Origin of the sequence: Rhizobacter terrae (genome assembly GCF_003852895.1) — a bacterium.
In the GTDB taxonomy this organism is placed as follows: Bacteria; Pseudomonadota; Gammaproteobacteria; order Burkholderiales; family Burkholderiaceae_C; genus Albitalea; species Albitalea terrae.
Window position 1 is genome coordinate 247,925 of the sequence record NZ_QUSW01000001.1, and the last position, 25,680, is coordinate 273,604.

Genomic DNA, 25,680 nt, shown 5'->3' on the forward strand with positions numbered 1-25,680 from the left:
ATCAAGGATGGGATGTGAGTGACCATTCAGCCAGAGGGCGTCTACTTAAGGCTTTCTCCGTAAGCGTTTTTTCGTGGGAAGGGATTTCACCCATTGGAGAACTTGAAGGGCAAGTCGCGAATGGGGTTACCCGTGAGTTTCGCGATGGCGTTGGCAAATGCCGGCGCCAGGGGCGGCACACCCGGCTCGCCCATGCCGGTGGGCGGGTCGCTGCTGGGCACGATGAACACGTCGATCGCCGGCATCTGCGGCATGCGGGCGACGGTGTAGTCGCCGAAGTTGCTCTGCTGCACCACGCCATCCTTCAAGGTGATGGCCGAGCCGGGCAAGGTCGTGCCCAGCGCCATCAACGCAGCGCCTTGCACCTGTGCTTCCACCGACAGCGGATTCACCGCGGTGTTGCAGTGGACACCGGCCGTGACCTTGTGCAGCACGGGCTGGCCGTCCTTCATCGAGGCTTCCACCACGTAGGCCACCACGCTGTTGAAGGACTCGTGCACCGCCACGCCGAAGGCCTGTCCCTTGGGCAGCGTCTTCTTGCCATAGCCTGACTTGGCGACGGCCAGGTCCAGCGCGGCGCGATGGCGCGTGTGCTTTTCCGACAGCAGCGAGCGGCGATAGGCCACCGGGTCCTGGCCACTCGTGCGGGCGATCTCGTCGACCAGCGTCTCCATCACGAAGCCGGTGTGCGAGTGGCCCACCGAGCGCCACCACAGCACCGGCACGTTGACCTTGGGGTGGTGAATGTCCAGCGACAGCGGCACCTCGTACGGCGTGTCTGCCACGCCCTCGACCATCACCGAGTCCACGCCGTTCTTCACCATGAACTGCTCGAAGGGCGTGCCCATGAGGATGGACTGGCCCACGATGGTGTGCTTCCAGCCCAGCACCTTGCCCCGCTCGTCGAAACCGATCTCCGCACGGTGCACGTGCATCGGGCGGTAGTAGCCGCCGCGGATGTCGTCCTCGCGGCTCCAGATGATCTTCAGCGGTGCCGACTGGCCTGCAGCACGCCAGGCCTTCATCACGTTCGCGGCCTCGACGAGGTAGTCGCTCGACGGCACGGCGCGCCGGCCGAAGCCGCCGCCGGCCATCATCGTGGCGAGCTGCACCTTGTCGGGCGTGATGCCCAGCGTGGCGGCGATGTTGGCCTGGTCGATGGTCTGGAACTGCGAACCGGCCGACACCTTGCACTGGCTGCCGTCGAACTCGATGAGGCAGTTCAGCGGCTCCATCGGCGCATGCGCCAGGTAGGGGAAGGTGTACTCGGCGATGATCTTCTTCGGCGCGCTCGCGATCTTCGAGGTGTCGGCCTCGCGAACCTTCACGCCGGGCTGGGTCGCGAGCTCGCGGTATTGCGCGAGCAGCTTGTCGCTGTCGGCCTTCTCTACCGCGTCGGTGTTCCACAGCACCTGCACGGCGTCGCGGCCCATCTTGGCCGGCCAGTAGCCATCGGCGATGACAGCCACGCCGGTGGCGCCGCGGTCGAGCTTGACCTCCAGCACGTCGACCACGCCCTTGATCGCCTTCGCACGCGACGCGTCGAAGCTCGCAGCCTTGCCGCCGAACACCGGCGGGTGCATCAGCAGCACGGTCTTCATGCCGGGCACGCGTGCATCCATGCCGAAGGACTGGCGGCCGCTGCTCTTGGCGGCAGCATCCAGGCGCCCCGTGCGCTTGCCGATGATCTTGAAGTTCTTCGCATCCTTGAGCGCAACCTTGTCGGGCACGGGCTGCTTCATCGCATCGGCGGCAAGCTCACCGAAGGTGGCGCGCTTGGCGCCCGCGGACACAACGCCGTTGGCGACCTTGCAGGCCGATGCATCCACACCGAAACGCTGCGCCGCAGTCGCGACCAGCATGGCCCGGGCGCGGGCGCCGAGTTCGCGGTATTGCTGCCAGGAGTTGTGCAGCGCGCTGGAGCCGCCGGTCATCTGGATGCCGAAGCCCGGGTCCTTGTAGGCGTCGCCTGCCGGCGCGAGTTCACCGCGCACCTTGGCCCAGTCGGCATCGAGTTCCTCGGCCACCAGCATGGGCAGGCCGGTGATCACGCCCTGGCCGAAGTCCAGGCGGTTGACCATCACGGTGACGAGACCGGACTTGTCGATGGTGATGAAGGCGGCCGGGTTCTGGAAGGGCTTGAGAGCGGCGGCAGGCGCGTCCGCTGCAGACGCGGACACGGTGAACAGCCCGAGGCTGAAACCGGAGGCCGCGCCGAGCTTCAGAAAGGAGCGGCGATCCAGCCCGCTCGCCACCGGCTCCTGCGTGATAGCACCCACCCGAGTCATCAGTTGCTCATAGCTCATGGTGGTGCTCCTCAGGCCAGCGCCTTGGCGGCGTCCTTGATGGCCACGCGAATGCGGGCATAGGTGCCACAGCGGCAGATGTTGCCGGCCATGGCGCCGTCGATGTCGGCATCGGTGGGCTTCCTGTTGCCGCGCAGCAGTGCGGTGGCGCTCATGATCTGCCCGCTCTGGCAGTAGCCGCATTGCGCCACGTCGTGCTTCACCCAGGCGGCCTGCACGGCCTTGCCGACCTTGTCGTCGGCCACGGCTTCGATGGTGGTGATCTTCTGGCCGGCAACGGCCGAGATCGGCGTGATGCAGCTGCGCACCGGCGCGCCGTTCAGGTGCACCGTGCAGGCGCCGCACAGGGCCGCGCCGCAGCCGAACTTGGTACCGGTGAGCTGGAGATGGTCTCTGAGCGCCCACAGCACGGGCGTGGACGGATCGGCATCGACGTTGACCGTCTTGCCATTCACGGTGAAGGTGGTCATGCGGGTCTCGCAACGTGGACGAAGGCGCTGGTATACCGCCGTTCCGAAAACTTTGCAGCGCACGTTCCTATACTTGTCCGATGGACAACATCGCCGACCTCCGCAAGAGCTACGAACGCGCCGAACTGGACGAGCAGGCTTCCGACGCCTCGCCGCTGAAGCAGTTCGGCACCTGGTTCCAGCAGGCGCTGGATGCGAAGGTGCCCGAGCCCAACGCCATGACGCTGGCGACCGTGGGCGAGAACAACCGGCCCTCCACGCGCATCGTGCTGGTCAAGGGCTTCGACGAACGCGGCCTGACCTGGTACACCAACTACAGGAGCCGCAAGGGCCGCGAGCTGGAGGCCGACCAGTTCGCCGCCTTGCAGTTCCACTGGGTCGAACTCGAACGCGTGGTGCGCATCGAGGGCAAGGTGGAGAAGGTCAGCGCGCAGGAGTCCGACGAGTACTTCAAGTCGCGCCCGCTCGATTCGCGCATCGGCGCCTGGGCCTCGCCTCAAAGCGAGGTGATCGCGTCGCGCGCAGTGCTGGTGGCCAACGCGGCGAAATACGGTGCGATGTACCTGCTGAACCCGCCGCGTCCACCACACTGGGGCGGCTATCGGCTGGTGCCCGACACCTGGGAGTTCTGGCAGGGCCGCAAGTCGCGGCTGCACGACCGGCTGCGCTACCGCCTTGCGGAAGACGGCGCCTGGATCCGCGAACGCCTGGCGCCGTGAACTTTCGGTGCAGCGCCACGACAGCGCAACGCGTGTGCGGCCCGCGGGTCGCCAGGTGTGCCCGCCGTGACGCGCCCCGTCAGGCGCCCTTGCGCACCCGAGCCGCGAAGGTCTTCTTGAACTTCTCCACCTTCGGCGCCACCACGAACGCGCAATAGCCCTGCCCCGGGTTGTTGGCGAAGTAGTGCTGGTGGTAGGCCTCGGCACGGCTGTAGTTGGCCAGCGGCTTGAGCTCGGTCACCGCCTTGCCGCCGTGGTGCGCGTTCACCTCGGCCAGCACCTCGCGCGCCACCTGTTCCTGCTCGGGCTTCTCGACGTAGATGCCCGAGCGGTACTGCGTGCCGACGTCATTGCCCTGCCGGTTCAGCGTGGTCGGATCGTGGATGACGAAGAAGATCTCCAGGATCTCGCGCAGGCTGATCACCTTCGGGTCGTAGCTGACCCGCACCACTTCCGCATGCCCGGTGTTGCCGGTGCACACCTGCTCGTAGCTGGGCCGCTCCACGTGCCCGTTGCTGTAGCCCGACTCGACGGCACTGACGCCTTCGACCTGCTCGTACACGGCTTCCAGGCACCAGAAACAGCCGCCGCCCAGGGTGATGATTTCAGTCGTCGCAGACATCGAAGTGCTCCGGATTTTGTTCGGTTTGAAGAGTGTGAAACGGGGATTCTCCCGCCGGGCGTCAAGCCCCCACACGCTTATCATCAGTCGATCCCCGGCACACGAGACTTACACCATGAAGACCGCTTTTCAATGGGACGACGCGTTCCGCCTGGATGACCAGTTGAACGACGAAGAGCGCGCCGTGCGCGATGCCGCTCACCAATATTGCCAGGAACGCCTGCAGCCCCGTGTGCTGATGGCCGCGCGCCATGAGAAGTTCGACCGCGAGATCATGAACGAGCTGGGCGAACTGGGCATGCTGGGTTCCACCATTGAAGGCTACGGTTGCCCGGGCGTGAACCACGTGAGCTACGGCCTCGTGGCCCGTGAAGTGGAACGTGTGGACAGCGGCTACCGCAGCGCGATGAGCGTGCAGAGCTCGCTCGTGATGCATCCCATCCATGCCTACGGCAACGAGGCGCAGCGCCAGAAGTACCTGCCGCGCCTGGCCACCGGCGAATGGGTCGGCTGCTTCGGCCTGACCGAACCCAACCACGGCAGCGATCCGGCCAGCATGCTCAGCCGAGCCAAGCCGGTGGACGGCGGCTACCGCCTCAAGGGCAGCAAGATGTGGATCACCAACTCGCCCATCGCCGATGTGTTCGTCGTGTGGGCGAAGCTGGAGAACGCCGACGGCACCGTCGGCGGCCAGGAAGCCATCCGCGGCTTCATCCTCGACAAGGGCATGCAAGGCCTGTCGGCGCCCAAGATCGAAGGAAAGATGAGCCTGCGTGCGTCCATCACCGGCGAGATCGTGATGGACGACGTGTTCGTCCCGGCCGAGAACCTGCTGCCCAACGTGAGCGGTCTGAAGGGTCCGTTCGGCTGCCTGAACAAGGCACGCTACGGCATCGCCTGGGGGGCCCTGGGCGCCGCTGAATTCTGCTGGCATGCGGCACGCCAGTACACGCTGGACCGCGTGCAGTTCGGTCGGCCGCTCGCAGCCAACCAGCTCATCCAGAAGAAGCTGGCCGACATGCAGACCGAGATCACGCTGGGCCTGCAAGGCTGCCTGCGCGTGGGCCGCCTGCTGGATGAAGGAAAGGCCGCGCCGGAGATGATCTCGCTCATCAAGCGCAACAGCTGCGGCAAGTCGCTGGACATCGCACGCACCGCGCGCGACATGCACGGCGGCAATGGCATCCATGACGAGTTCCACGTCATCCGCCACATGATCAACCTGGAAACGGTCAACACCTACGAAGGCACGCACGACGTGCATGCCCTGATCCTGGGCCGCGCGCAGACGGGGATTCAAGCGTTTTCCTGATCGGCCTTTGAGGGGCGTTGCTTTCGCCTCTGTCCGGTGGGGCCGCGGCAGGCGGCATGGGCCAGAGGCTCCGACTGTGGCGGTCGGCCTGCGGCCGACTTCGCTGCGCTGCTCACACCGATGGGTGCACTCGACGAGAAAAACCGGTGCCGCTTGCAAAGGTGCGGGCGGGGTGGGCGTGCTGCGTAGCGAAGTCAAGGAGGAGGGCCGGGCGAAGCCCGGACCCGGGGACATGAGCGCAGCAGCGCGCCCACCCCGCTCGCACCTTTGCCACAACCCGATCCAATCGTCACCTCACGGCTCGCCGTCCCAGTAGTCCAGGTCGTCCTTCTCGCGGTGCATCCGGGCAAAGCCAAACGGATTGCCATCGCGGGAGGCCGACGCCAGGTACTTGCCCGAGTCCGGGTACTCCACCACCTCCGGGTTCTCCTTGGTGCTGATGGACAGGTACTCGAGCGGCGCATCCGAGGTGTTGATGATCTGGTGCGGATACTCCGGGCCAGGTGGAATGAAGATGGTGTCGCCGGCGCGGATGGGAATCATCTCGCCGGCCACCCGCAGCGTGCCCTCGCCGCGCAGCACCACGAAGGCCTCTTCCTGCGCGTAGTGGAAGTGATAGGGGCATGAACGCATGCCCGGCTGCACGGTGTCCACGCTGATGCCCAGCTTGGTGGCCGCCGTGCCTTGTGCCAGGCGGGCACCGGTCGAGTCGTACAGCGGCGGGCGCACGTCGCGCTTGCGCTCGATGTCCTGGTGGTTGCGGATCAGCCGCTGGCGCAGCTCGTCGACGCGGTCTCCCATGGCGGGCTCCTCCTTGATTGGAGCGCGCATCATGCCCAGGCGCGCGGGTTGACGAGGCATCCCGCACGAAAAACCCTCTGCAGGAATTTGAAACACACGGTCACGCTCCGGCACAATCGCGACCCATCGCACACAGCCAAATAGTCGGGAACGCCACGTGAATAGCCTGTTCACCTTGTTGGGCATCGAAACCTGGAAGCCCGTGCTGGCCGCACTGCTGCTGCCGCCCGTGCCCTTCCTTCTGCTGCTGCTCCTGGGTGCCCGGCTCATCCTTCCCCGCCGCGGCCTGGGTTGGACGATCGTGGTACTCGGCGTCGCCGGGATCTGGGTGACCTCCACCACCGGCTTCTCGCGCTTTTGCGAGCAGTTCGTGCTCAAGGTGCCGTCTGCGATCAAGACGGACCGCCTCGCTCAACTGAAAGCCGACGCCAAGGGCAAGAACAACTACGCGATCCTGGTCCTGGGCAGCGGCGCCGAGAGCTTCGCACCAGAGTACGGCGTGAGCAACCTGACGGCGTTCTCGGCGGAACGCCTGCGCTACGGCAACTACCTGTCGCGCGAAACCGGCATCCCGCTGGCCTTCACCGGCGGCGTGGGCCTGGCCGCCGGGCAAGGTGCGGCGGAGGCGGAGATCGCGGCGCGCATGGCCACGCAGGACTTCAACCGGCCGATCAAGTGGCTGGAGGATCAATCGCGCGACACCCACGAGAACGCGACCCACTCCATTCCCTTGCTGAAGAAGGCCGGCATCTCGCACATCGTGCTGGTGACTCACGGCTATCACATGCCTCGCGCCAAGCGCGCGTTCGAGGAGGCCGCCCAGGGCCAGGGCATCACGATCGAAGTGGCGCCCATGGGCCTGGCGCAGCGGGTGGAAGGTGCGGCGCTGGACTGGTTTCCCACCGGCCTGGGCTACTGGAAATCGCGCAATGACCTGCGCGAGATGCTGGGGCTGCTGATGGGTGCCTGAACGGCACGGCACCAAAGTTCAGCGCAAAGAAAAACGGCTTGATCGCGATAGACGATCAAGCCGTTTTAGTTGGTGGGCCCTGTAGGATTCGAACCTACGACCAACGGATTAAGAGTCCGCTGCTCTACCAACTGAGCTAAGAGCCCTGAATTCTTTTCAACAAACCAATATTCTAACTGGGCCGTTGGTGGGTCGTGCGCGACTCGAACGCGCGACCAACGGATTAAAAGTCCGCTGCTCTACCGACTGAGCTAACGACCCAGTAAGCCTAAGAGTATAGCCTGGAAAAATCAGGGTCTGCAAGAGCCCCTTTCAACTTTTGTTCTTTATCGCGAGCAACAGGGCGATGACCTCGCTCGCCGCGACCATGCCGAAGGTCGCCGTGACCGCCACCGACGAGCCATAGCCGTGGCAGTTGAGCGTGCCATCCACGTCGCAAGAGGCCGCGTCCTGCGGCGGCTTCACTTCCTCGCGGGAGAAGACACAGCGCACGCCGATGCGCCCCTTGCGCGCCGCGCCATGCTGCTTGCGCAAGCGCTGGCGCAGCGACGCGATGAGCGGGTCATGCGTCACGTCGGCCATGTCGTCGACGAGCACGTCCTGCGCGCGCTGCTTGCCGCCGGCCGCGCCTGACAGCACGAGCGGTGTGCCCGTGGCCAGCGACCACGCAGCCATGGCCGCCTTCGCACGCACCTGGTCGCAAGCATCGATGACTGCATCCACAGGCTGCGCCAGCAGCGACGGCCAGTTCTTCTCATCGACGAACTCTTCCACCGCATGCACCACGCAGCCCGGATGGATGTCGGCGATGCGCTCGCGCAAGGCCTCGGCCTTGGACTTGCCCAGCGTCGCGCCCAGCGCCTGCACCTGCCGGTTCACGTTGGACTCGGCCACGTGGTCCAGGTCGATCAGCGTGAGCGAGGCCACGCCGCTGCGCGCCAACGCCTCCACCGCCCACGAGCCCACGCCGCCCAGCCCGACCACCGCCACGCGCAGCGAGCGCAGGCGCGCGTAGCCTGCGTCACCGTACAGGCGACGCAGGCCGCCGAAACGGCGTTCGAGGTCGGGAGAGTCGTCGAGCAATGCTTACTTCAAAGAGGCGAGGCGCTCGCGGCCGGCCTGCGCGGCTTCGGACTTCGGGTAAGCCTTGATCAGCTCACCGATGGTCTTGCGAGCCGCCTTATTGTCCTTCAGCTCTGCCTCGCAATTGGCGATGGCCAGCAGCGCTTCGGGCGCACGCGTGGCGTCAGCATGGGCACTCACGAAGGACCGGAAGGTGCTGATCGCGTTCTTGAAGTCGCGCTTGCCGAAGTAGGCATTGCCCAGCCAGAAGGTGGCCGCTTCGCTGTAGCCGCTGGACGGGAAGCGCTTGACGAAGCCCGACAGGGCCTGCGCGGCCGGGTCGAATTCGCCACGGCGGAAGACGTTCATCGCCTCCTCGTACTGGCGCTTCTCTTCCGGATCGGCCATGAACTCGCGGCCGTCCACCGTCACCTTCTGCGGCTCCAGCTTGCGCATGCGGTCGTCCACGCCCTGCTGGGTGTCCTTGACCTTGCGCTGGAGCTCGGCGACGTCGCGCGTGAGCTGCTCATCTTGCCCGCGCAAGCGGGCGTTGTCGGCGCGAAGCATCTCGAGCTGTGCGTTCAAGTCGAGCAGGCTCTTCTTGAGCTGCGCAATCTGCTCGGCCATCTGGTTGTTCAACTCGGCCTGGCGCTGGCGCTGCGCCTCGTTGCTTTGCTCCAGCTTCTGGCGCAGGTCGAGGATGGCCTTGCGGGCCTCGTCGTCGTCGAAGAGACCCGCTTGGGCGGCAGGCGCGAACAGTGCCAAGGCCAACGCCCCGGCACCGGCCCATCGTTGGACAGTCATGATGCGTTCAGGTCAGCGGTTGACGATCTCGGCGCGGCGATTCTTCGCCCAGGCCGCTTCATCGTTGCCCTGCGCTGCCGGGCGTTCCTTGCCGAAGCTCACCGCTTCCACCTGCTTGTCGTCAGCCCCCAGCAAGGTGAGCGACTTGGCGACAGCCTCGGCGCGCTTCTGGCCGAGCGCCAGGTTGTATTCGCTGCCGCCGCGCTCGTCGGTGTGGCCCTCGACCGCCACCTTGCGCTTGCGGTCGACGCTGAGCACCTTGGCGTTGGCGTCGATGGTCGGACGGAACTCGTCCTTCACCACGAAGCTGTCGAAGTCGAAGTAGACGACGCGGGGGATGTTCGTATCCTGCGCGGCGCGGTTGTTGCCCGCCTCCACCGTGGTCACGGCCGATTGCGAGGCCTTGCCTGCATCCGCGCCCGCATTCGGGTCCACCGGCTTGGGCGTGGCCGTCTTGACCTCGACCGGCTTGTCGTCGAGCTTGACGCTCGAGCAGCCCGCCACCAGGGCCGACGCCGCCACCGCCAGCAAGCCCGTTTGAGCGATACGAATCAGTTTCATGGCTGTTTCCTCTCAGTGATGTGACGCCGCTCTTTCCTGCCGGCGCCTTGCTTCAGAGTCTTTCGACCCAACGATTTGTTCCCGGACTCTATCGCCCCTCAACGTCCGTAGGGGCCCCACACCGGTTCGCGCAAGTCCGCCGAGGGGGACGGCAGGCGCGCCTTGATCTTGCCATCGAGCGTGGTGGTCATCAACACGTCGCGGCCGGCGTCCCGGGTGGCGTAGATGATGAGCCGGCCATTGGGCGAGAAGCTCGGGCTCTCGTCGTCGGTCGTGGCGGTCAGCGAGGCGACGGTGCCGCTTTGCAGGTCCAGCGTCTGCAGCTTGAAGGCATTGCCCTGGCGAGTGATGTAGGCCAGCGTGCGGCCGTCCGGGCTGATGCTCGGGCTGATGTTGTAGCTGCCGTTGAAGGTGACGCGCTCGGCCGCACCGCCGGCCACCGGCATGCGGTAGACCTGGGGGCTGCCGCCGCGATCACTCACGAAGTACAGGCTGCGGCCGTCAGGGGAGAAACAGGGTTCGGTGTCGATGGCGCCGCTGTTGGTCAGCCGGCGCGGGGTGCCGCCGGTGCGCGGCATCACGTACAGCTGCGAGCCGCCTTCGCGCGACAGCGTCACGGCCAGCGTCTGCCCGTCGGGCGACCAGGCCGGGGCGCTGTTGGACCCGCGGAAATTGGCCACGGCACGCCGATTGCCGCTCGCCATGTTCTGGGTGTAGACCACCGCCTTCTGCTCTTCGAAGGACACGTAGGCCAGCTCCTTGCCGTCGGGCGACCAGGCCGGCGAGATGATGGGCTCGGGGCTGTTGAGCACGCTCTCGCCTTCGGGCTTGCCGCTGGGGTCATAGCCGTCGGCATCGGCCACGCGCAGCGAGAAGCTGCGGCGGCTCTTGGCCACGTAGGCGATGCGGGTGGAGAACACGCCCTTCTCGCCGGTGAGCTTCTCGTGCACGAAGTCGGCGATGCGGTGGGCTGCCAGGCGCAGGTCGTTGGGATGCACCACCGTGTTCAGCGTGCCGATCTCGCTGCCCTTGACCACATCCCACAGCCGCGAGCGCACGTCGTAGCGGCCGTCGGCCAGGCGCGTGGCCGAGCCGCCCAGCAGCGCATCGGCCGCCTTGTTGCGCCAATCGGCCATGGCGGGCTGCGCCGCTTCGTCGACGATGGCGGACGTCTCGACATCGCGGAACAGGCCGCTGCGCTTGAGGTCGTCACGAATGATGGTGGACAGCTGCTGCGTGGCGCGGTCCTCGTCGCGGAACTTCGCCACCGCGATGGGCACCTGCACGGCGCCGACGCCGGAGATTTCGACGCGGAACTGGGCCAACGAAGGAAGGCTGGCCAGGAGGAGGCCAGCGGCAAGGAAGATCTGTCGTCGATTCACCATGGGATGTCATGACCCTGCTTTTACAACTTGGTTCAACCACCCTGCTTCGCGAGCAGGCCCATCTTCAAGTAGCGGTAGTACGTTCCTTCGGCCACGTAGACCGCCAGGACGAAGCCCAGGCGCCCGTCCAGGAAGCCGCGACGAAGGAAATAGCAGCGCACGAACGCCCACACACCATGGAGCAACGCCGATGCCAGGCCGCCCGACTTCCCCGAGCGCAGCTTGTCCACCGCACGGCCGCTCGTGTAGCGGTTCATCTTCTCGATCGCATTGTCCAGCGTCGGCATGCTGTCGTGCAGCAACTCGCCCTTCAGGCGGCCGACCGGGCCATCGACGATGAGCCGTTCGTGCACGAGGTCGTCGGAGAAGCGTCCGCGGTCACGGCGGACCAGCCGCAGCACACGGTCGGGGTACCAATCCCCGTGGCGCATCCACTGGCCGCAGAAGCTCGACAGGCGTGAAAGCTCGAAACCTACCGTGCCGCCACCGGCGACTTGCGAGGAAGCGTGTGGTTCATGTCCGGATGTGTCCCCGTCCACCACCGCGCGGATGCTGCGGGCGAGCTCCTCGCTGACCCGCTCGTCCGCATCGATGCTGAGCACCCAGCGCCCCGTGGCCAGCGCGAGCGCGCGGCCCTTTTGCTTGCCGAAGCCCGGCCAGTCGGTGGTGACGACGACCTTTGCCCCGAATTGCTCGGCGATGTCGCGGGTGCGGTCGGTGCTGCCGGAGTCGACGACGATCCATTCATCGGCAAACGCCACGGATTCGAGGCAGCCCGCGATGTTGCGCTCTTCATTGCGGGTGATGAGGATGACCGAGAGTTGGATGGCTGGCATAGGGCTCGCGCGAAGCCCGCGCATTGTAGGCAACGATAATGCCGCCCCATGACGTCTCCAGACCTGCCCCTGAAGCTGCGCATCGCACGCATCGCGCCGTTCTTCCGGGCCAGCCGGTCGGGGCTGCTGATCGCACTGGCCGGATCCATCATCGGCGCCGCGACGGAGCCCATGATCGCCGCCTTCCTCAAGCTGCTGCTGGACCGCGGGTTCGCGAAGAACGCACTTCCACTGTGGCAGGTGCCGGTCGCGATCATCGGCCTGTTCGGCCTGCGCGGGCTGGCTGGCTTTCTCGCCCAGTACGGGCTGTCGTGGGCCGCCAACCGCGGCATGCTGGACATGCGCGCCGCCATGTTCGCGCGGCTGCTGAACGCGCAGCCCGCGCTCTTCTCGCGGCACTCGGCGAGCAGCCTCGTCAACACGCTGACCTTCGAGGTGCAGACCGGCGCCGTCCACCTGGTGAACTCGCTGCAGACCCTGGTGCGCGACGCGCTGACACTGGTCGCATTGATGGTGTACCTGCTGGTCCTCAACTGGCAGCTCACCCTGTTCGTCGCACTGCTCTTTCCTCCCGTCGCGCTGGTCATGCGCGTGCTCAGCAAGCGGCTTCACCGGCTGACACTGGAGACCCAGCAGGCCACCGACGAGCTGGCCTACGTGGTCGAGGAAAACGTCCAGGCCTGGCGCATCGTGCGCCTGCACGCCGCGCAGGCCGGCCAGGCATCGCGCTTCCATCGCGTCAGCGATTCACTGCGCCGCCTGTCCATCAAGGCCACGGTGGCAGCGGCGACGATGACGCCGATCACACAGGTCGTCGCCGCGATCGTGCTGTCGGCCGTCATCATGGCGGCGCTGTGGCAAAGCGGGCACGCCAGCGGCAGGACGGTCGGCGACTTCGTGGCCTTCGTGGTGGCCATGCTGCAGCTGGTGGCGCCCATCAAGCATTTGTCCGAAGTGTCCGGTCCGGTCACCCGCGGCCTGGCGGCCCTGGAGCGCGGCGTGCATCTCATCGAGCAGTCGCCGACCGAAACCGGCGGCAGCTTCGTGCCGGCGCGTCCGGCAGGGGTCATCGAACTGCGCGACGTGTCGCTGCAATACCGCGACGACCAGGCGGCCGCACTCGATCGGGTCACGATGCGCATCGAGGCCGGTGAAACCGTGGCGCTCGTCGGCCCCTCGGGTGCGGGCAAGACGACGCTGGTGAACCTGCTGCCCCGATTCCTCGAACCCAGCGCAGGCAGCATCCTGCTCGACGGCATGCCACTGCGCGAGTGGGACATGCACGCCCTGCGCCGCCAGTTCGCCCTGGTGAGCCAGGACGTCGTCCTCTTCAACGACACCGTCGAAGCCAACGTGGTGCTGGGTGGAGACGCCGACCCGAAGCGCGTGACCGACGCGCTGCGCGCCGCCAACCTGCTGGACTTCGTGGAGTCGCTGCCCCAGGGCGTGCACACGGTCATCGGCCACAACGGCAGCCAGTTGTCCGGCGGCCAGCGCCAGCGCCTGGCCATCGCCCGCGCGATCTACAAGGACGCGCCCATCCTGATCCTCGACGAAGCCACCTCGGCGCTCGACTCGGAATCGGAACGCCTCGTGCAGGAAGCCCTGGAGCGGCTGATGGCGGGCCGCACCAGCCTCGTCATCGCGCACCGCCTGTCGACCATCGAGCGCGCAGACCGCATCGTGGCGCTGGAAGACGGCCGCGTCGTCGAGCAGGGAACTCACGCCGAACTGCTGGCCAGCGCGGGCCTCTACGCCCGGCTGCATGCACTGCAGTTCAAGACCTGACGACGCATGCCACTGGCGATCTCCAACCACGCGCTGCGCATGAGCGGCGGCATCGAACGCTACGCGCTGACGCTGGTGCGCGGCCTGCACCAGCGCGGCGTGCGGCCGGTGCTGGTCGCCAAGAAGATCGATCCCTCGCTGCCCGAGGCCCAGTGGGTCGACGCGGTGCAAGTGCCCACGGGTTTCGTGCCGGGCAAGCTGCGCGACATGTGGTTCGACTGGCGGCTGCGGCGCCTCAAGAAGCGCCTGAACCTGCACCCGCTCATCGCCTGCAACCAGACCGGCGCCGCGGACATCGCCATCTGCGGCAGCACGCACCCGGGCTTCCTCGAAGCGATGCAGTTGCCGACGCGGACGATCGACCGCTGGAAGATTTCGCTGGAACGCGCGCACCTCGAACGCTCGCAAGTCATCGTGGCGCACTCGCGGCTGATGGCCGAGCAGGTGCAGCGCTTCTACGGCATTCCTGCGGCGAAGATCGACGTGCTGTATCCGCCGGTGGACACCGATCGCTTCCACACTGTCGACACGGCGCGGCGCGAGCAACTGCGTCAGGCGCTGCAACTGCCCGCCGACCGGGCCACGTTCTTGCTGGTCTCCACCGGCCACAAGCGCAAGGGGCTCGATCAACTGGTGGAGTTCTTCCGCGCGACCACCCTGCCCGTGTCACTCGCCGTCGCCGGTCGGCCCATCGACGTGCAGTCACCCAACATCCGCTACCTGGGCTATCGCAGCGACATCGAGGACGCTTACCGGGCGGCCGACTTCACCGTCATCGCATCACGGTTTGAACCCTTCGGGCTGGTGGGCGTCGAGTCGGTGCTGTGCGGCACGCCCATCGTCGTGGCCGACACGGTAGGTTGTGCCGAGGTGGTCCGCAGTTCGGCAGCGATGAGCTTCACGCGGGACGATCCGTCGTCGTTCGGCCGTGCGATCGCGCAGGCCGTCGACCGCTGGCGTGCGGGCACCCACCGCATCGCCGCCCCGCTGGCCGCCCTCAGCTACGACCCAGGCGTCGATGCCCACCTCGATGCCTTGCTGCGGCATGCCGAAGCCATCGCGCCGGGCAGCGTGAAGACTGCGTCCTGACCGCCTCGACCCAGCACGCGTTCAAGGCCTGCGGGCCACGACCGTGATCGACTCCGCGTGCTCCGGATGCTTCAGCGCGTCCCTGTCCCAGGCCTTGCCTTCGCGGCGTGCCGCACGGCGGCGACCGCGGTCGCCCTGGTAAGGATCCAGGCCGGCTGCCATCGCCGTGCTCTGCTCGATGTAGAACGCCGCGTCCAGCTGCGGCGGCATCAGGCGCATGTCCACGAAGCCCGCGTGCCGCAATGCCGTCATCAGGCTGGCGGCATTGAACATGACGAGGTGGCGCGGTGCCTCCAGCCCGCGCCACGCCACGCCGAAACGCTCGGCGCCGCGCGAATCGATGTTGGGCGTCTGCAGCCAGATGCGTCCGCCGGGACGCAAGGCCTGGTGCAGGCGCCGCAGTGCCGCGACCGGATCATGCAGGTGCTCGATCACGTGGCTCAAGCTCACCTGCGCCAGTCCGGCATCGGGCAGGGGTGCATCATCGACCCCGCCCACGAACACCTCGAAACCCTCGCGCTGCGCCGTGGCCGCTGCGACCGGATCGAATTCAATGCCGCGCGCCTGGTACCCCAGCGCCCTCGCCACACGAAGGAAGCCGCCATCGCCGCAGCCGACGTCCAGCAGCACATCGGCCCGCGTGGACGGCGCCGGCAGATGCCGGATGAACTGCCCGGCCCGTGCGCGGCGCCAGGGACTCCACGCGAACGCCAGCCATCCCAGGGGGAACGCTTCATCCGACGGGTGTCCATAGTCGCGCCGGTAGTGGCTCAGGTGAATCGCGCGCTTGAAGCGCAGGTCCGGCCTGTCACCGGGCACGAGGAAGTTCTTCGCGGGCTCGGCATGGGTGTAGTAGCGGCTGTACGCCCGGCCGATGGACGCCGCCGTCGGCCGCGGGTCGAGATAGGCCGTCTCGCAAGCCTGGCAACGCCACAAGGTCCAGCGGCCGGGTGCCGCGCGAAATGCTGCGTCGGTGACCTGCTCGCGCCACACCGCGCGCCGGCCGTCACCGCACACGGGGCACCGCCCGACGGGTTCGAGGTCCTGGTCTGGCCAGGCGTCCTCCTGGATGGGCAAGCTCATGGGCGGCACGGTCGCAAGTTCATACGAGAATCATAAGCAGCAGCCACCCAGTTCCTCCGATGCCCCACACCCTGCCCACCGCCGACGACGACAAGCCCGAGGTGGCGATGCTCCTGATCGCCTACAACCAGGTGCACACCATCGGCGCCGCCATCGAGGCCGCGCTGGCGCAGGACTACTCGCCGCTGACGATCGTCGTGTCCGACGATGCCTCCAGCGACGGCAGCTTCGATCTCATGCAGCGGCTGGTGGACGACTACCAGGGTCCGCACCGCATCGTGCTCAACCGCAATCCGCGCAACCTGGGCATCGGTGCGCACCTGAGCCATGCGGCCTCCTTGTGCCCGGAGGCACAGCTCCTGTTCGTGACGGCCGGCGACGATGTCTCGCTGCCGCACCGCTGCTCGCGCACCGTGCAAGCCTGGCTGGCCACCGGCAGGAAGGTCGACCTGATCGCGGCATCGCTGGAGGACATCGATGCACAGGGCCGCACCCACTCGGTCATCTCGCCGTCAGACCTGGGCCGCTATCGCGACCTGCGCGACTGGCTCGCACAGCCCCCGCATGTGGTGGGCGCCGCGCAGGCCTGGACGCGCCGGCTCCTGGACCGCTTCGGCCCCCTGCCGGAAGGCGTGGTCGCGGAGGACCTGGTGATGGTGTTCCGCGCCATCGGCTCGGGCGGTGCGATGTCGCTGCCGGAACCGCTGGTGCGCTACCGGCGCGGCGGCATCTCGCGCCGCGTGCGCACGCTGCATGCGAGCGACGTGGTCGCCCGGCTATTGAAGAACAACCGACATGCCCTGGTGGAGCTGCCGCTGCTGCTGGCGGATGCACGCACGATGGGGCAGCTCGATGCCGTCCAGGCCACGCTTGAAACGCGGCTCGCGCGGGAGACCTTCATCCGGGACCTGTTCGATGCGAAGACCCTGGGGGGCCGCCTCGCCGTGCTGTGCGGTGCATCCTCGGTCCCGTGGTCGCTGCGCATCCGGCTGGGCGTGTATGCGGCGTGCCCGTGGCTGCTGGCACCGTGGTTCTGGCTCAAGCGGCGCGTGTCGCGCTGAGCAGCGCGCACCTCAGCGGCTGAGCCGCCGCTTGAGGTCCGCCTTGCGCAATGCCCATCGCAGGGCTGGCGTGTCCTGCGGCTCCGGCAGGGCATTCCCGTCGGACACCTGGCCCCGCCGCAGGTAGAACTTGTCGAAGGTGGACTGCGTCATGCGCCACTTGTCGAGGAACTGGCGCCTGCCGTCGTTCTTCACCACCTTGCCGGTGGACTTGCACTGGAAGTGATAGACCAGCGAGTCGCCCACGCCGATGAAATGCCGGCAGCCCGCCTGCCACAGCTTCATGGAGAAGTCGTTGTCGCTGCTCATGCCCGGCGAGAGTTCGGTGCTGTAGCCGCCGCACTTGAACCACCAGCGGCGATGCACCAGCGTCGGCGGCCAGGTGGCACCGGCCCAGTCGCCTCGCCGCAGGCCGGGAGCCGCGGCCAGCAAGTCGGCTTCGCGGAAGCTGCCCACGGTGTCGCCGAAGTCGCCCACCACCACGCAGGGGTTGCCGGTGTCGCGGGGCTCGATCATCGTGCCCGAGAGCATGAACAGGTCCGAGGGCATGCGCTCAGCCCGCGCCAGCAGCGCGGTGTCCCAGCCCGGCAGGCAATACATGTCGTCATTGAGGTAAAGGACATGATCGAACCTCGCATGCATGGCCGCTTCGTTGACGGCCCAGCAGATGCCGACGTTGCCGTCGGAGAAGGTCGCGTCCACGCCGGCTTGCTTCACCCAGTCACGCGTGCCGTCGCTGCCGTCGTTGACGTGGATGATGATCTGGTGCGCATGCGCCGAGTTTTTGCGGATGCTCTGCACGCACAGGCGCAGGTAGTCGAGGTTGTTCCAGCTGGGGATGATGATCGAGAACATGGGGGCCGATTGTGGACCGTCAGCGGCAGGCTTCGGTCGGCGGCACGATCCCCCACACCAAGGCCATTTCACGGCGCCACACCACGGCGGGCAAGACCATCTCCGGCGTGTGGATCGCATTGGCCGGCAGCAGGTCGGCACGGGTGGCGATGATGACCGACCCCGCCGCGCTCAGCTTCTCCGGCGTGATCCACGGGTTCTTCCAGAACTCGCCGTCTTCGAGCGCCGACGGATGCTCCGGCGAGTACGCCGACACCAGCCCGGCCAGGTGCGCGTCACCCACGACGTAGCGCAACGGACAGCCGGTCACGCGGTGCCAGTCGCGGCTGATCGAATCTGCGATCACCTGCCCTTGTCCGAACTGGATGACATGCCCGGTGAGCGCAGTGCCCTTGGACTGCTTCACCCCCTCGACCGTCACCAGCGCCACGCCCAGCACGTGAAGCGCGAAGGCGATGCCCAGGGCCGTGCCCAGCGAGGGAAAGCGCCAGCGGGCGGTGAACCAGGCCACCAGCGCCAGCGATGCGAACTGCAGGGTCTGCACGCCCCACTGCCCCTGCAGGTGCGCGCCGCCGATCACCGCAGTGCACAGCACCGCCGCCAAGGGCAGGAGGACCAGCCCCTGGATCCAGGCGCGGCGCGCCCGCGCGTCCATGCCTGGGCGGTCGCTCACATCGTGAGCGACCGGCGACCGACTCCGCCATGCAACGGCAGCCCACAGCAGGCCGCACAGGATGGCCACCCAGACGGTGCGCAGTTGCAGCACCGCGAACTTGCTCGCATTCGAGAGCCGGGCGGGCAGATCATGGTGCTCAAGGTGCTTGGAGGCGTACTGGAAAGGCAGCCCGTGGCTGGTCTGCAGCCAGACCAGGTGAGGCAGGCAGACGATGAACGCCGCACCCAGCGCCCACAGCAGCCCGCGCCGAACCTCGGGCCGGGCCAATTGGCCGGTGCGCCACAGGGCCCACAGGGCGCCGGTCAGGGGGATGGCGGCCTGGTACTTGGACATCATCGCCAACCCGACGGCAACACCCACCAGCACCCAACCCCGCGTGCGTTCAGGACGGGCACAGGCCTCCAGCAAGGCCCAGACGCTCAATGCGACGCACATCAGCAGCGGCACATTGTGGTTGTACATGTAGGCACGCAGGCTGAACTGCTGCTGCAGGCTCCACAGCAGCAGGCAGTAGAACGCCGCGCGGCGGCCCAGCACGCGCGCGGCGATCAGCCAGGTCAGCAGGCCGGTGACGGCCAGGCATGCGCCCGACAGCACGCCGGGCACCCAGGTGTTGAGCCCGAACACCGCGGTCGCGCCGGCGAAGAGCCAGGTCGTCAGCGGCGGGTGCTTGTAGTAGCCCCATTCCAGCGACTTCGACCAGATGAACTGCTCGGTCACGTCGGGGAACAAGGCGGTGTTGGTGTAGGCGGACGAGCCGATCCACAAGGCCAGTGCCGTCACCACGAACAGGGCGAACAGCCAGCCATTGCCGGCGTTGGTTCCCAGGGCCGGGCGATCCGCCGCCCCTGCATGTGCAATCTCCACGATTCCTCTCGCCCTCGGTGTGTGCGGTCTCTACAGCAGGACGATGTCGTAGTGTTCCGGCGACCCGGTCGCCTCCGCCTGCAATGAAATGGGCTTGCCGATGAAATCGCTCAGGCCCGCCAGATGCTGGCTTTCCTCGTCCAGCAGCATCTCAACCACGGATGGTGCGGCAATCACCCGGAATTCCTTCGGATTGAACTGCCGCGCTTCGCGCAGGATTTCACGAAGGATGTCGTAGCAGACGCTGCGTGGCGTCTTCACCTGGCCCTTGCCCTGGCAGGTCGGGCACGGCTCGCACAGCATGTGGGCCAGCGACTCGCGCGTGCGCTTGCGGGTCATCTCCACCAGGCCGAGCTGGGTGAAGCCGCTCACCGTGATCTTGGTGCGGTCGCGCGCGAGCTGCTTGCGGAACTCGCCGAGCACCGAGTTCTGGTGCTCCTCGCGCGCCATGTCGATGAAGTCGACGATGATGATGCCGCCCAGGTTGCGCAGCCGCAGCTGCCGCGCGATGGCGCCGGCCGCTTCCAGGTTGGTCTTGAAGATGGTGTCGTCGAAGTTGCGCGCGCCGACGTAGCCGCCGGTGTTCACGTCGATGGTGGTGAGCGCCTCGGTCTGGTCGATGATGAGGTAGCCGCCCGACTTCAGGTCCACCCGCCGCGCCAGCGCCTTCTCGATCTCCTCGTCGATGTTGTAGAGGTCGAAGATGGGCCGCTCGCCCTTGTACAGCTCCAGCTTGCTCACCGACGTGGGCGTGAAGTCCACGCCGAAGGCCTTGAGCGCATCGAACTGCATGCGCGAGTCGATGCGGATGGACTGCGTGGTGTCGTGCGCCAGGTCGCGCAGCACGCGCTCGGCCAGGCTCAGGTCCTGGTGCAGCAGCGTGCCCGCGGGCGACTTGAAGCTGCGCTCGCGGATGGACGTCCAGGTCTTGCGCAGGTAGGCGATGTCGTCGGCCAGCTCGTCGTCGGTGGCTTCCTCGGCGTTCGTGCGCAGGATGAAGCCGCCCCCGCCGCCTTCTTCAGGCTTGCCCACCAGCACGGCCATGCGTGCACGAAGCTGCTCGCGCAGCTCGGGCGAGCCGATCTTCTGCGAGATGCCGATGTGGTCGTCCTGCGGCAGGAACACCAGCAGCCGGCCGGCGATGCTGATCTGCGTGGACAGCCGCGCACCCTTGGTGCCGATGGGGTCCTTGATGACCTGCACCGTGAGCGTTTGGCCTTCGAAGACCAGGCGCTCGATGGGTGTCTGCGGCGCGCTGTTCTGCTCGCTGCTGCGCGCGGTGCCGCCGTTGACGTGCACATCGGCCACGTGGAGGAAGGCCGCACGTTCGAGGCCGATGTCGATGAAGGCCGACTGCATGCCGGGCAGCACGCGCGCCACGCGGCCCGCATAGATGTTGCCCACCAGCCCGCGCTCCAGCGTGCGCTCGACGTGAAGCTCCTGCACCGCGCCGTTCTCGACGACGGCGACACGCGTTTCCTGGGGGGCCCAGTTGATGAGGATGTCTTGCATCAGAAGCGAACCTTGGCCTGTTTCATCAACTGCGCGGTCTCGTACAAGGGCAAACCCATGATACCGGAGTAGCTTCCCTCGATGCGGCTGATCCATGCCGATGCCGTGCTCTGGATCGCATAGGCGCCGGCCTTGCCGAAGGGCTCACCGCCGTCGATGTAGCGGCGGATCTCCTGCTCGCTCACGGGAGCGAAGTGGACCTTGGAGACATTGACCAGGATCTCCTGTCGGCGCCCCCATGCCACGGCCACGCCGGTGATGACGCGGTGCGTGCGGCCCGACAGCATGGACAAGGTGTTGAAGGCATCGTCCGCATCCGCGGGCTTGCCGAGGATGCGCCGGCCGATGGCCACGGTGGTGTCGGAGCAGAGGATGGGTGACGGCGCCAGTCCGCGGTGCTTGCGCCTCTTCTTCGCGGCGTCCAGCTTGGCCAGCGTCACGCGGTGCACGTAGTCGTGCGGCGCCTCGCCCTTGATCTCGGCTTCCAGCGATTCGGCATCCTCGTGCGCATCGGCCAGCAGCAGCTCGTGCCTGACGCCCAGCTGAGTCAGCAATTGCCGGCGGCGCGGGCTCTGGGACGCAAGGTAGACGAAGTCATGAGGCATGAACGATTCGGCGCATTGGCTGTGGTCGCGCATTGTGACCGCGCAGGCGGGTTCCTGCCTCGCCGGCTTTCCCGGAGCGGCTCGCGGTACGCTTGCGTTCCATGACCCGCTCGCGCCCCTTCCACGCCTTTCTCGCCGCATTCGCCATCGCCCTCGCTGCGCCGCATGCCGACGCGTCCAACGACGGCCAGCTCTGCGAGAACCCGCTCGGCGTGCTGCTGTGTGGGAGCCTGATGGCCGCCGATGCCTTGCGCCCCCTGTCCTGGACCGAGCGCATGGAGAAGGCAGCGACAGCCGGCAAGGCCGACGAACTGCGGCAGCTGGTGCAGGCCCACCCGGACAAGGCCGATGCGATGAACCTGCTGGTGCTGGCCGTCGGGAACATGCCTTCGCAAGTTCCCGATGCCCAGGCCAAGTCCCTGGACGATCGCCTGGCAATGTTTGCGTTCCTGCTGGACCGGGATGTGGCCAAGGACGACAAACGCATGGCGCCGATGCTGCAGACCGTCGCCGCCGGCCAGCGGCCCCGCCGCATCGAGACCTTGAACCTGTGGTTCAGCCGCGGCCTGTCGGCACGCGGGGTGTCCCTCGCAGAGCGCACCATCGGCTGGGGTGAGGACGGCCCGCAGGTGCTGCGGCTGCTGGTGGAACACGGCGCCGATCCGAACCAGCGCGACCGCGACGGCGACCCGCCGTTGATCGAAGCGGTGCGCACGCACAACCTCGCCACGGCTGAGCTGCTCGTGCAGCTGGGTGCGGATCCGAACGCACCCAGAAGCTCCACGGAGCCCAGCAGCCTCATGCACCTGGTGTCCGGCTGCGGCCAGCACCGGCCTTGCACCGCCGACACGCTTCGAATCATCGAGTTCATGATGGCGCATGGCGCCGATCCCAACGGCCGCGCCCAGGCCGGCGGCGATTGCATCACGCCGCTGGACATGGCGCGATGGGGGCACGACGAAGCGCTGGCGGCGCTGCTGCTGCGCTACAAGGCCGACCCGGACTTCCGCTGCGCGCGCTGATGCGCCGCCCTATTCGCGGTGGTAGGGGTGGTTCACCATCACCGTCCAGGCGCGGTAGAGGGCTTCGGCCAGCAGCACGCGCACGAAGGCATGGGGCAAGGTGAGGTCGGACAGGCGCATCGTCTCGTCGGCCGTGGCCTTGAGTTTCGCGTCGAGACCATCCGGGCCGCCGATCAGCAGGACCGCATCGCGGCCATCGTTCATCCAGGCCTTCATGCGCTCGGCCAGTTGCACGGTGGTCAGCCGCGTGCCGCGCTCGTCGAGAACGATGCGGCGGGCACCCTTGGGAATGGCTGCTTCCAGGCGGGACGCCTCCGCGGCCATGAGCTGTTCGGCCGTCTTCGATCCACGAGGCTCGGCCTTCACGGCTTTCAGCTCCAGCCGCATCTCCGGCGGGAAGCGCTTGGCGAAGTCCTCATAGGCCGTGTCGGCCCACGCCGGCTGGCGCTGGCCGACAGCGGCGAGGATGAGCTTCACGAAGCGCGGGTCAGATCAGGCACGCGACGAGGTCTTCTTCGCCGCGGCCTTCTTGGCCGGTGCTTTCTTGGCGGGCGCCTTCTTGGCCGCCGTGGTCTTCGCGGCCGCGCTCTTCACGCCCACCGTGCGGGTCACGCCGGCCCTGGGTGCAGCAGCCTTCTTCGCCGGTGCCTTCCTGGCCACGACCTTCTTCGCCGCAGTCTTGGCCGGTGCCTTGGCCGCCGGTGCCTTCGCAGCGGTCGGCTTGGCAGCGGCCGGCTTGGCAGGGGCGGCCTTCTTCGCAGCCACCTTCTTGGCCGGCGCCTTCTTGGCCGCCGGCGCGGGTTCGTCGTCCTCGTCGTCGTCCGAGCCCTCGGCCTTCACGAGTCGCGTGGCCTTGCCGTCCAGCTTGAGCTTGACCGGCTTCTCGCCCCAGATCTCTTCCAGGTGGTAGTAGTCGCGGATGGCCGGCTGCATCACGTGCACCACGGCCGCGCCGCAGTCCACGATGATCCATTCGCCGTTGTCCTCGCCTTCGGTGCGCATCACCGGGAAGCCCTTTTTCTTGACCGCGTCGCGCACGCTGAAGGCCAGCGCCTTCGTCTGCCGGTTGCTCGTGCCCGAGGCGATGACGACGCGCTCGAAGAGCGGCGACAGGTGCTCGGTGTTGAAGACCACGATGTTCTGGCCCTTCACGTCTTCCAGACCATCGACGATGGCGCGTTGCAGTTTACGGATGTCCATTCAGCTCCTGGGGATGCCTCGGTAGAGGTGGTGTTGGTCAATATAGCGCGCGACCGGGCCGGGCACCATGTCGGTGTAATCCCGGCCTTCGGTGGCGGCGGTGCGGATGGCAGTGGACGAGACGTCCATTCGCGGCAGGGGCAGCAGGGCCACGCGGTGCGGCACAGCGGCAATTTCGGGGGTGGCCACGACGGGGGTGCCTTCGCGGGCAGCCACCGCCAGCGTCACACGCTGCAACAACTCCGGCCAGTCGCGCCAAGTGTGGAGGTTGGCGTACTGATCCTGGCCGATGATGAAGAACCAGTCGGCGGGTTCACGGGCTGACAGCTCGCGGACAGTGTCAATGCTGTAGGTCGGCCCGTCGCGTTCGAGCTCGCAGTCCTCGAGACGGAAGCGCGGCTCGCCGGCGATGGCCAGTTCGAGCATCGCGCGCCGGTCGGCCTTGCTCGAAAGCGCGCGGGTCTTCTGGTAGGCATGGCCTTGCGGCAGCCACCACAGCTCGTCCAGGCGCAAGTGCTCCAGCGCCGTGCGGGCCAGCGCGAGGTGCGCGTTGTGCGGCGGGTCGAAGCTGCCGCCCAGGAGACCGATGCGCTTCACGCCGATGCCCAGTCCCGCGGCTTGAGGAAGTCGGTGTAGAGCTTCGCCTCCGGCGTGCCCGGCTCCGGATGCCAGTCATAGCGCCACTTCACAATGGGCGGCATGGACATCAGGATCGATTCGGTGCGCCCGCCCGACTGCAGGCCGAACAGCGTGCCGCGGTCGAACACCAGGTTGAACTCGACATAGCGGCCGCGGCGATACGCCTGGAAGTCGCGCTCGCGCTCGCCGAAGACCATGGCCTTGCGGCGCTCGGCAATGGGCAGGTAGGCGGCGAGGAAGGCATCGCCCACGGCACGCATCATCGCGAAGCTGCCCTCGAAGCCCAGCTCGGAAAAGTCGTCGAAGAACACGCCGCCCACGCCGCGCGGCTCGTTGCGGTGCTTGAGGAAGAAGTACTCATCGCACCACTGCTTGAAGCGCGGGTACTTGTCGTTACCAAACGGGACGAGTGCGTCGCGGTTGGTGCGGTGGAAGTGCGCCGCATCTTCCTCGAAGCCGTAGTAGGGCGTGAGGTCCATGCCGCCGCCGAACCAGGTCACCGGCTCGCCGTTGGCCGGTGTGGCAGCCAGCATGCGCACGTTCATGTGCACGGTCGGCACGTAGGGGTTGCGCGGGTGGAACACCAGCGACACGCCCAGGGCCTCGAAGGGCGCACCCGACAGCTCGGGCCGGTGTTGCGTGGCAGACGGCGGCAGCGTCTTGCCTTTCACGTGCGAGAAGCTGCAGCCGCCGCGCTCCAGGAAGGCACCGTCTTCGAGCAGGCGCGAGCGCCCTTCGCCTTCGAGCTTGCCGCCGGGCTCGCGGGTCCAGGCGTCGGTGATGAAGCGGCCGCCGTCCAGCGCCTCCATCGCGGTGACGATGCGGTCTTGCAGGTCCAGCAGGTAGTCGCGAACTTGTTGGGTGTTCATGCTTTCCACTTCACGGGTGCCGCATCCTGTGGCCGCTTGCCGGTGCGATGCGCCAGGTACCCGGCCACGAGGCGGATGTCTTCATCCAGGTTGCCGCTGAGCATGATGAACTTCTCCACGCTCACCACGCGCTCGGCGAAATCGAAATACACCAGGGCCAGAGGCACCTGTGCGTTCAGGGCCACATGGTAGAAGCCCGAGCGCCAGCTGTCGCGGTACTTGCGCGTTCCTTCGGGCGCCAGGGCCAGCCACATGAACTCGCCGCGGGCCTTGGCTTCGGCCAGTTCACTCGCCATCTGGCCCACGATCCCGCTGGCCGATGAGCGGTCCACCGGATGCCCGCCCAACCAGCGCAGCCAGCGCCCGAACAACGGGATCTTGAACAGGCTGTCCTTGCCCCAGAAGGTGACGGGAATGCCGATGGACCACTTGGCCAGCATGCCCACCGGGAAATCCCAGTTCGAGGTGTGCGGGTAGACGATGGCCACGCCCTGCGCCGCGGGCAGGCCATCGAAGCGCACCTGCCAGCCGGCCATTCGAAGCGCTGCTCTGGCCAGCGCGCTGCC

At 67.2% G+C, this 25,680-nt stretch carries 26 protein-coding genes and 2 tRNA genes; 7 read left to right on the forward strand and 21 right to left on the reverse strand.

The features are described 5' to 3' along the window. Positions 1–86 precede the first annotated feature (86 nt). Both DZC73_RS01130 and DZC73_RS01135 read right to left on the reverse strand, forming a co-directional pair. Positions 87–2,306 (reverse strand): xanthine dehydrogenase family protein molybdopterin-binding subunit, encoded by a 2,220-nt coding sequence (locus tag DZC73_RS01130; RefSeq protein WP_235834944.1) that lies wholly within the window; start codon positions 2,304–2,306, stop codon positions 87–89. An 11-nt stretch (positions 2,307–2,317) separates the two neighbouring features. Then, positions 2,318–2,776 (reverse strand): (2Fe-2S)-binding protein, encoded by a 459-nt coding sequence (locus tag DZC73_RS01135; RefSeq protein ID WP_124538363.1) that lies wholly within the window; start codon positions 2,774–2,776, stop codon positions 2,318–2,320. A gap of 80 nt (positions 2,777–2,856) precedes the next feature. Here DZC73_RS01135 and pdxH point away from each other — a divergent pair, with 80 nt between their 5' ends. After that, positions 2,857–3,495, forward strand: coding sequence for a pyridoxamine 5'-phosphate oxidase (pdxH, locus tag DZC73_RS01140; RefSeq protein WP_124538364.1), 639 nt, complete (start codon positions 2,857–2,859; stop codon positions 3,493–3,495). A gap of 79 nt (positions 3,496–3,574) precedes the next feature. Here the strand turns inward: pdxH and msrA are convergent, their stop codons facing one another. Next, positions 3,575–4,117: a peptide-methionine (S)-S-oxide reductase MsrA gene (gene msrA / locus DZC73_RS01145; protein WP_124538365.1), complete on the reverse strand. Its 543-nt coding sequence runs from the start codon at positions 4,115–4,117 to the stop codon at positions 3,575–3,577. A gap of 115 nt (positions 4,118–4,232) precedes the next feature. On the opposite strand from msrA, the gene DZC73_RS01150 reads away from it, so the two are divergent. Next, entirely contained in the window at positions 4,233–5,429 is a 1,197-nt protein-coding gene (locus DZC73_RS01150; protein WP_124538366.1) for an acyl-CoA dehydrogenase, read from the forward strand. Between the two features lie 294 nt (positions 5,430–5,723). On the opposite strand, the gene DZC73_RS01155 is transcribed toward DZC73_RS01150, so the two are convergent. After that, entirely contained in the window at positions 5,724–6,230 is a 507-nt protein-coding gene (locus tag DZC73_RS01155; RefSeq protein ID WP_124538367.1) for a cupin domain-containing protein, read from the reverse strand. Positions 6,231–6,387: 157 nt separating this feature from the next. Here DZC73_RS01155 and DZC73_RS01160 point away from each other — a divergent pair, with 157 nt between their 5' ends. Next, entirely contained in the window at positions 6,388–7,200 is an 813-nt protein-coding gene (locus DZC73_RS01160; protein WP_161974408.1) for a YdcF family protein, read from the forward strand. Between the two features lie 70 nt (positions 7,201–7,270). Here DZC73_RS01160 and DZC73_RS01165 read toward each other — a convergent pair. The 7 genes from DZC73_RS01165 to DZC73_RS01195 form a co-directional block, all read right to left on the reverse strand. Then, positions 7,271–7,346 (reverse strand) — tRNA-Lys (locus tag DZC73_RS01165). A 39-nt stretch (positions 7,347–7,385) separates the two neighbouring features. Next, a tRNA-Lys gene (locus DZC73_RS01170) sits at positions 7,386–7,461 on the reverse strand. A gap of 51 nt (positions 7,462–7,512) precedes the next feature. Next, positions 7,513–8,283 carry a tRNA threonylcarbamoyladenosine dehydratase gene (locus DZC73_RS01175; protein WP_124538369.1) on the reverse strand — a complete coding sequence of 257 codons (771 nt, stop codon included), beginning with the start codon at positions 8,281–8,283 and terminating at the stop codon, positions 7,513–7,515. Positions 8,284–8,286: 3 nt separating this feature from the next. Continuing rightward, the gene (gene ybgF / locus DZC73_RS01180) at positions 8,287–9,066 is read right to left on the reverse strand and encodes a tol-pal system protein YbgF (RefSeq protein ID WP_124538370.1); all 780 of its coding nucleotides are present in this window, start codon (positions 9,064–9,066) and stop codon (positions 8,287–8,289) included. 12 nt (positions 9,067–9,078) lie between these two features. Continuing rightward, positions 9,079–9,627 carry a peptidoglycan-associated lipoprotein Pal gene (gene pal, locus DZC73_RS01185; protein ID WP_124538371.1) on the reverse strand — a complete coding sequence of 183 codons (549 nt, stop codon included), beginning with the start codon at positions 9,625–9,627 and terminating at the stop codon, positions 9,079–9,081. Between the two features lie 98 nt (positions 9,628–9,725). Further along, positions 9,726–11,012, reverse strand: coding sequence for a Tol-Pal system beta propeller repeat protein TolB (gene tolB, locus DZC73_RS01190; RefSeq protein ID WP_124538372.1), 1,287 nt, complete (start codon positions 11,010–11,012; stop codon positions 9,726–9,728). A gap of 32 nt (positions 11,013–11,044) precedes the next feature. Continuing rightward, positions 11,045–11,839, reverse strand: coding sequence for a glycosyltransferase family 2 protein (locus DZC73_RS01195; RefSeq protein ID WP_161974487.1), 795 nt, complete (start codon positions 11,837–11,839; stop codon positions 11,045–11,047). A 57-nt stretch (positions 11,840–11,896) separates the two neighbouring features. Between DZC73_RS01195 and msbA the strand changes: the two genes are divergently transcribed. Further along, a complete protein-coding gene (msbA, locus tag DZC73_RS01200) occupies positions 11,897–13,636 on the forward strand; it encodes a lipid A export permease/ATP-binding protein MsbA (RefSeq protein ID WP_124538374.1) in 1,740 nt (579 codons plus the stop codon). Positions 13,637–13,642: 6 nt separating this feature from the next. Beyond that, positions 13,643–14,725 (forward strand): glycosyltransferase family 4 protein, encoded by a 1,083-nt coding sequence (locus DZC73_RS01205; protein ID WP_124538375.1) that lies wholly within the window; start codon positions 13,643–13,645, stop codon positions 14,723–14,725. A 21-nt stretch (positions 14,726–14,746) separates the two neighbouring features. Here DZC73_RS01205 and DZC73_RS01210 read toward each other — a convergent pair whose 3' ends face one another. Continuing rightward, positions 14,747–15,808, reverse strand: a complete 1,062-nt coding sequence (locus tag DZC73_RS01210) for a class I SAM-dependent methyltransferase (RefSeq protein ID WP_124538376.1) — start codon at positions 15,806–15,808, stop codon at positions 14,747–14,749. Positions 15,809–15,867: 59 nt separating this feature from the next. On the opposite strand from DZC73_RS01210, the gene DZC73_RS01215 reads away from it, so the two are divergent. Beyond that, the gene (locus DZC73_RS01215) at positions 15,868–16,869 is read left to right on the forward strand and encodes a glycosyltransferase (RefSeq protein WP_124538377.1); all 1,002 of its coding nucleotides are present in this window, start codon (positions 15,868–15,870) and stop codon (positions 16,867–16,869) included. A gap of 12 nt (positions 16,870–16,881) precedes the next feature. On the opposite strand, the gene DZC73_RS01220 is transcribed toward DZC73_RS01215, so the two are convergent. From DZC73_RS01220 to DZC73_RS01235, 4 genes are read right to left on the reverse strand one after another with little or no spacing between them, the layout of a single operon-like run. Continuing rightward, positions 16,882–17,724 (reverse strand): glycosyltransferase family 2 protein, encoded by an 843-nt coding sequence (locus tag DZC73_RS01220; RefSeq protein ID WP_124538378.1) that lies wholly within the window; start codon positions 17,722–17,724, stop codon positions 16,882–16,884. Positions 17,725–17,743: 19 nt separating this feature from the next. Then, positions 17,744–19,267 (reverse strand): glycosyltransferase family 39 protein, encoded by a 1,524-nt coding sequence (locus tag DZC73_RS01225; protein WP_161974409.1) that lies wholly within the window; start codon positions 19,265–19,267, stop codon positions 17,744–17,746. 30 nt (positions 19,268–19,297) lie between these two features. Next, positions 19,298–20,782, reverse strand: a complete 1,485-nt coding sequence (gene rng / locus DZC73_RS01230; RefSeq protein WP_124539452.1) for a ribonuclease G — start codon at positions 20,780–20,782, stop codon at positions 19,298–19,300. Then, positions 20,779–21,384 carry a Maf family protein gene (locus DZC73_RS01235; protein WP_124538380.1) on the reverse strand — a complete coding sequence of 202 codons (606 nt, stop codon included), beginning with the start codon at positions 21,382–21,384 and terminating at the stop codon, positions 20,779–20,781. Before DZC73_RS01235 ends, rng begins: the two co-directional genes overlap by 4 nt. Positions 21,385–21,485: 101 nt before the next feature. On the opposite strand from DZC73_RS01235, the gene DZC73_RS01240 reads away from it, so the two are divergent. After that, complete coding sequence (locus DZC73_RS01240; RefSeq protein ID WP_124538381.1) at positions 21,486–22,406, forward strand: ankyrin repeat domain-containing protein; 921 nt, start codon at positions 21,486–21,488, stop codon at positions 22,404–22,406. A 9-nt stretch (positions 22,407–22,415) separates the two neighbouring features. Here the strand turns inward: DZC73_RS01240 and rlmH are convergent, their stop codons facing one another. Genes rlmH through DZC73_RS01265 form a run of 5 tightly spaced genes read right to left on the reverse strand, consistent with a single transcriptional unit; the run spans position 22,416 to position 25,650 of the window. Then, positions 22,416–22,883, reverse strand: coding sequence for a 23S rRNA (pseudouridine(1915)-N(3))-methyltransferase RlmH (gene rlmH, locus DZC73_RS01245; protein ID WP_124538382.1), 468 nt, complete (start codon positions 22,881–22,883; stop codon positions 22,416–22,418). A gap of 15 nt (positions 22,884–22,898) precedes the next feature. Beyond that, positions 22,899–23,606, reverse strand: coding sequence for a ribosome silencing factor (gene rsfS / locus DZC73_RS01250; RefSeq protein WP_124538383.1), 708 nt, complete (start codon positions 23,604–23,606; stop codon positions 22,899–22,901). After that, positions 23,607–24,203, reverse strand: coding sequence for a nicotinate-nucleotide adenylyltransferase (nadD, locus tag DZC73_RS01255; protein WP_235834945.1), 597 nt, complete (start codon positions 24,201–24,203; stop codon positions 23,607–23,609). Beyond that, positions 24,200–25,114 carry an oxygen-dependent coproporphyrinogen oxidase gene (gene hemF, locus DZC73_RS01260; protein ID WP_124538385.1) on the reverse strand — a complete coding sequence of 305 codons (915 nt, stop codon included), beginning with the start codon at positions 25,112–25,114 and terminating at the stop codon, positions 24,200–24,202. The genes nadD and hemF overlap by 4 nt, the downstream gene beginning before the upstream one ends. Beyond that, on the reverse strand, positions 25,111–25,650 hold the full coding sequence (locus DZC73_RS01265) for a 1-acyl-sn-glycerol-3-phosphate acyltransferase (RefSeq protein ID WP_235834946.1): 540 nt from the start codon (positions 25,648–25,650) through the stop codon (positions 25,111–25,113). Before DZC73_RS01265 ends, hemF begins: the two co-directional genes overlap by 4 nt. Positions 25,651–25,680: the final 30 nt, after the last annotated feature.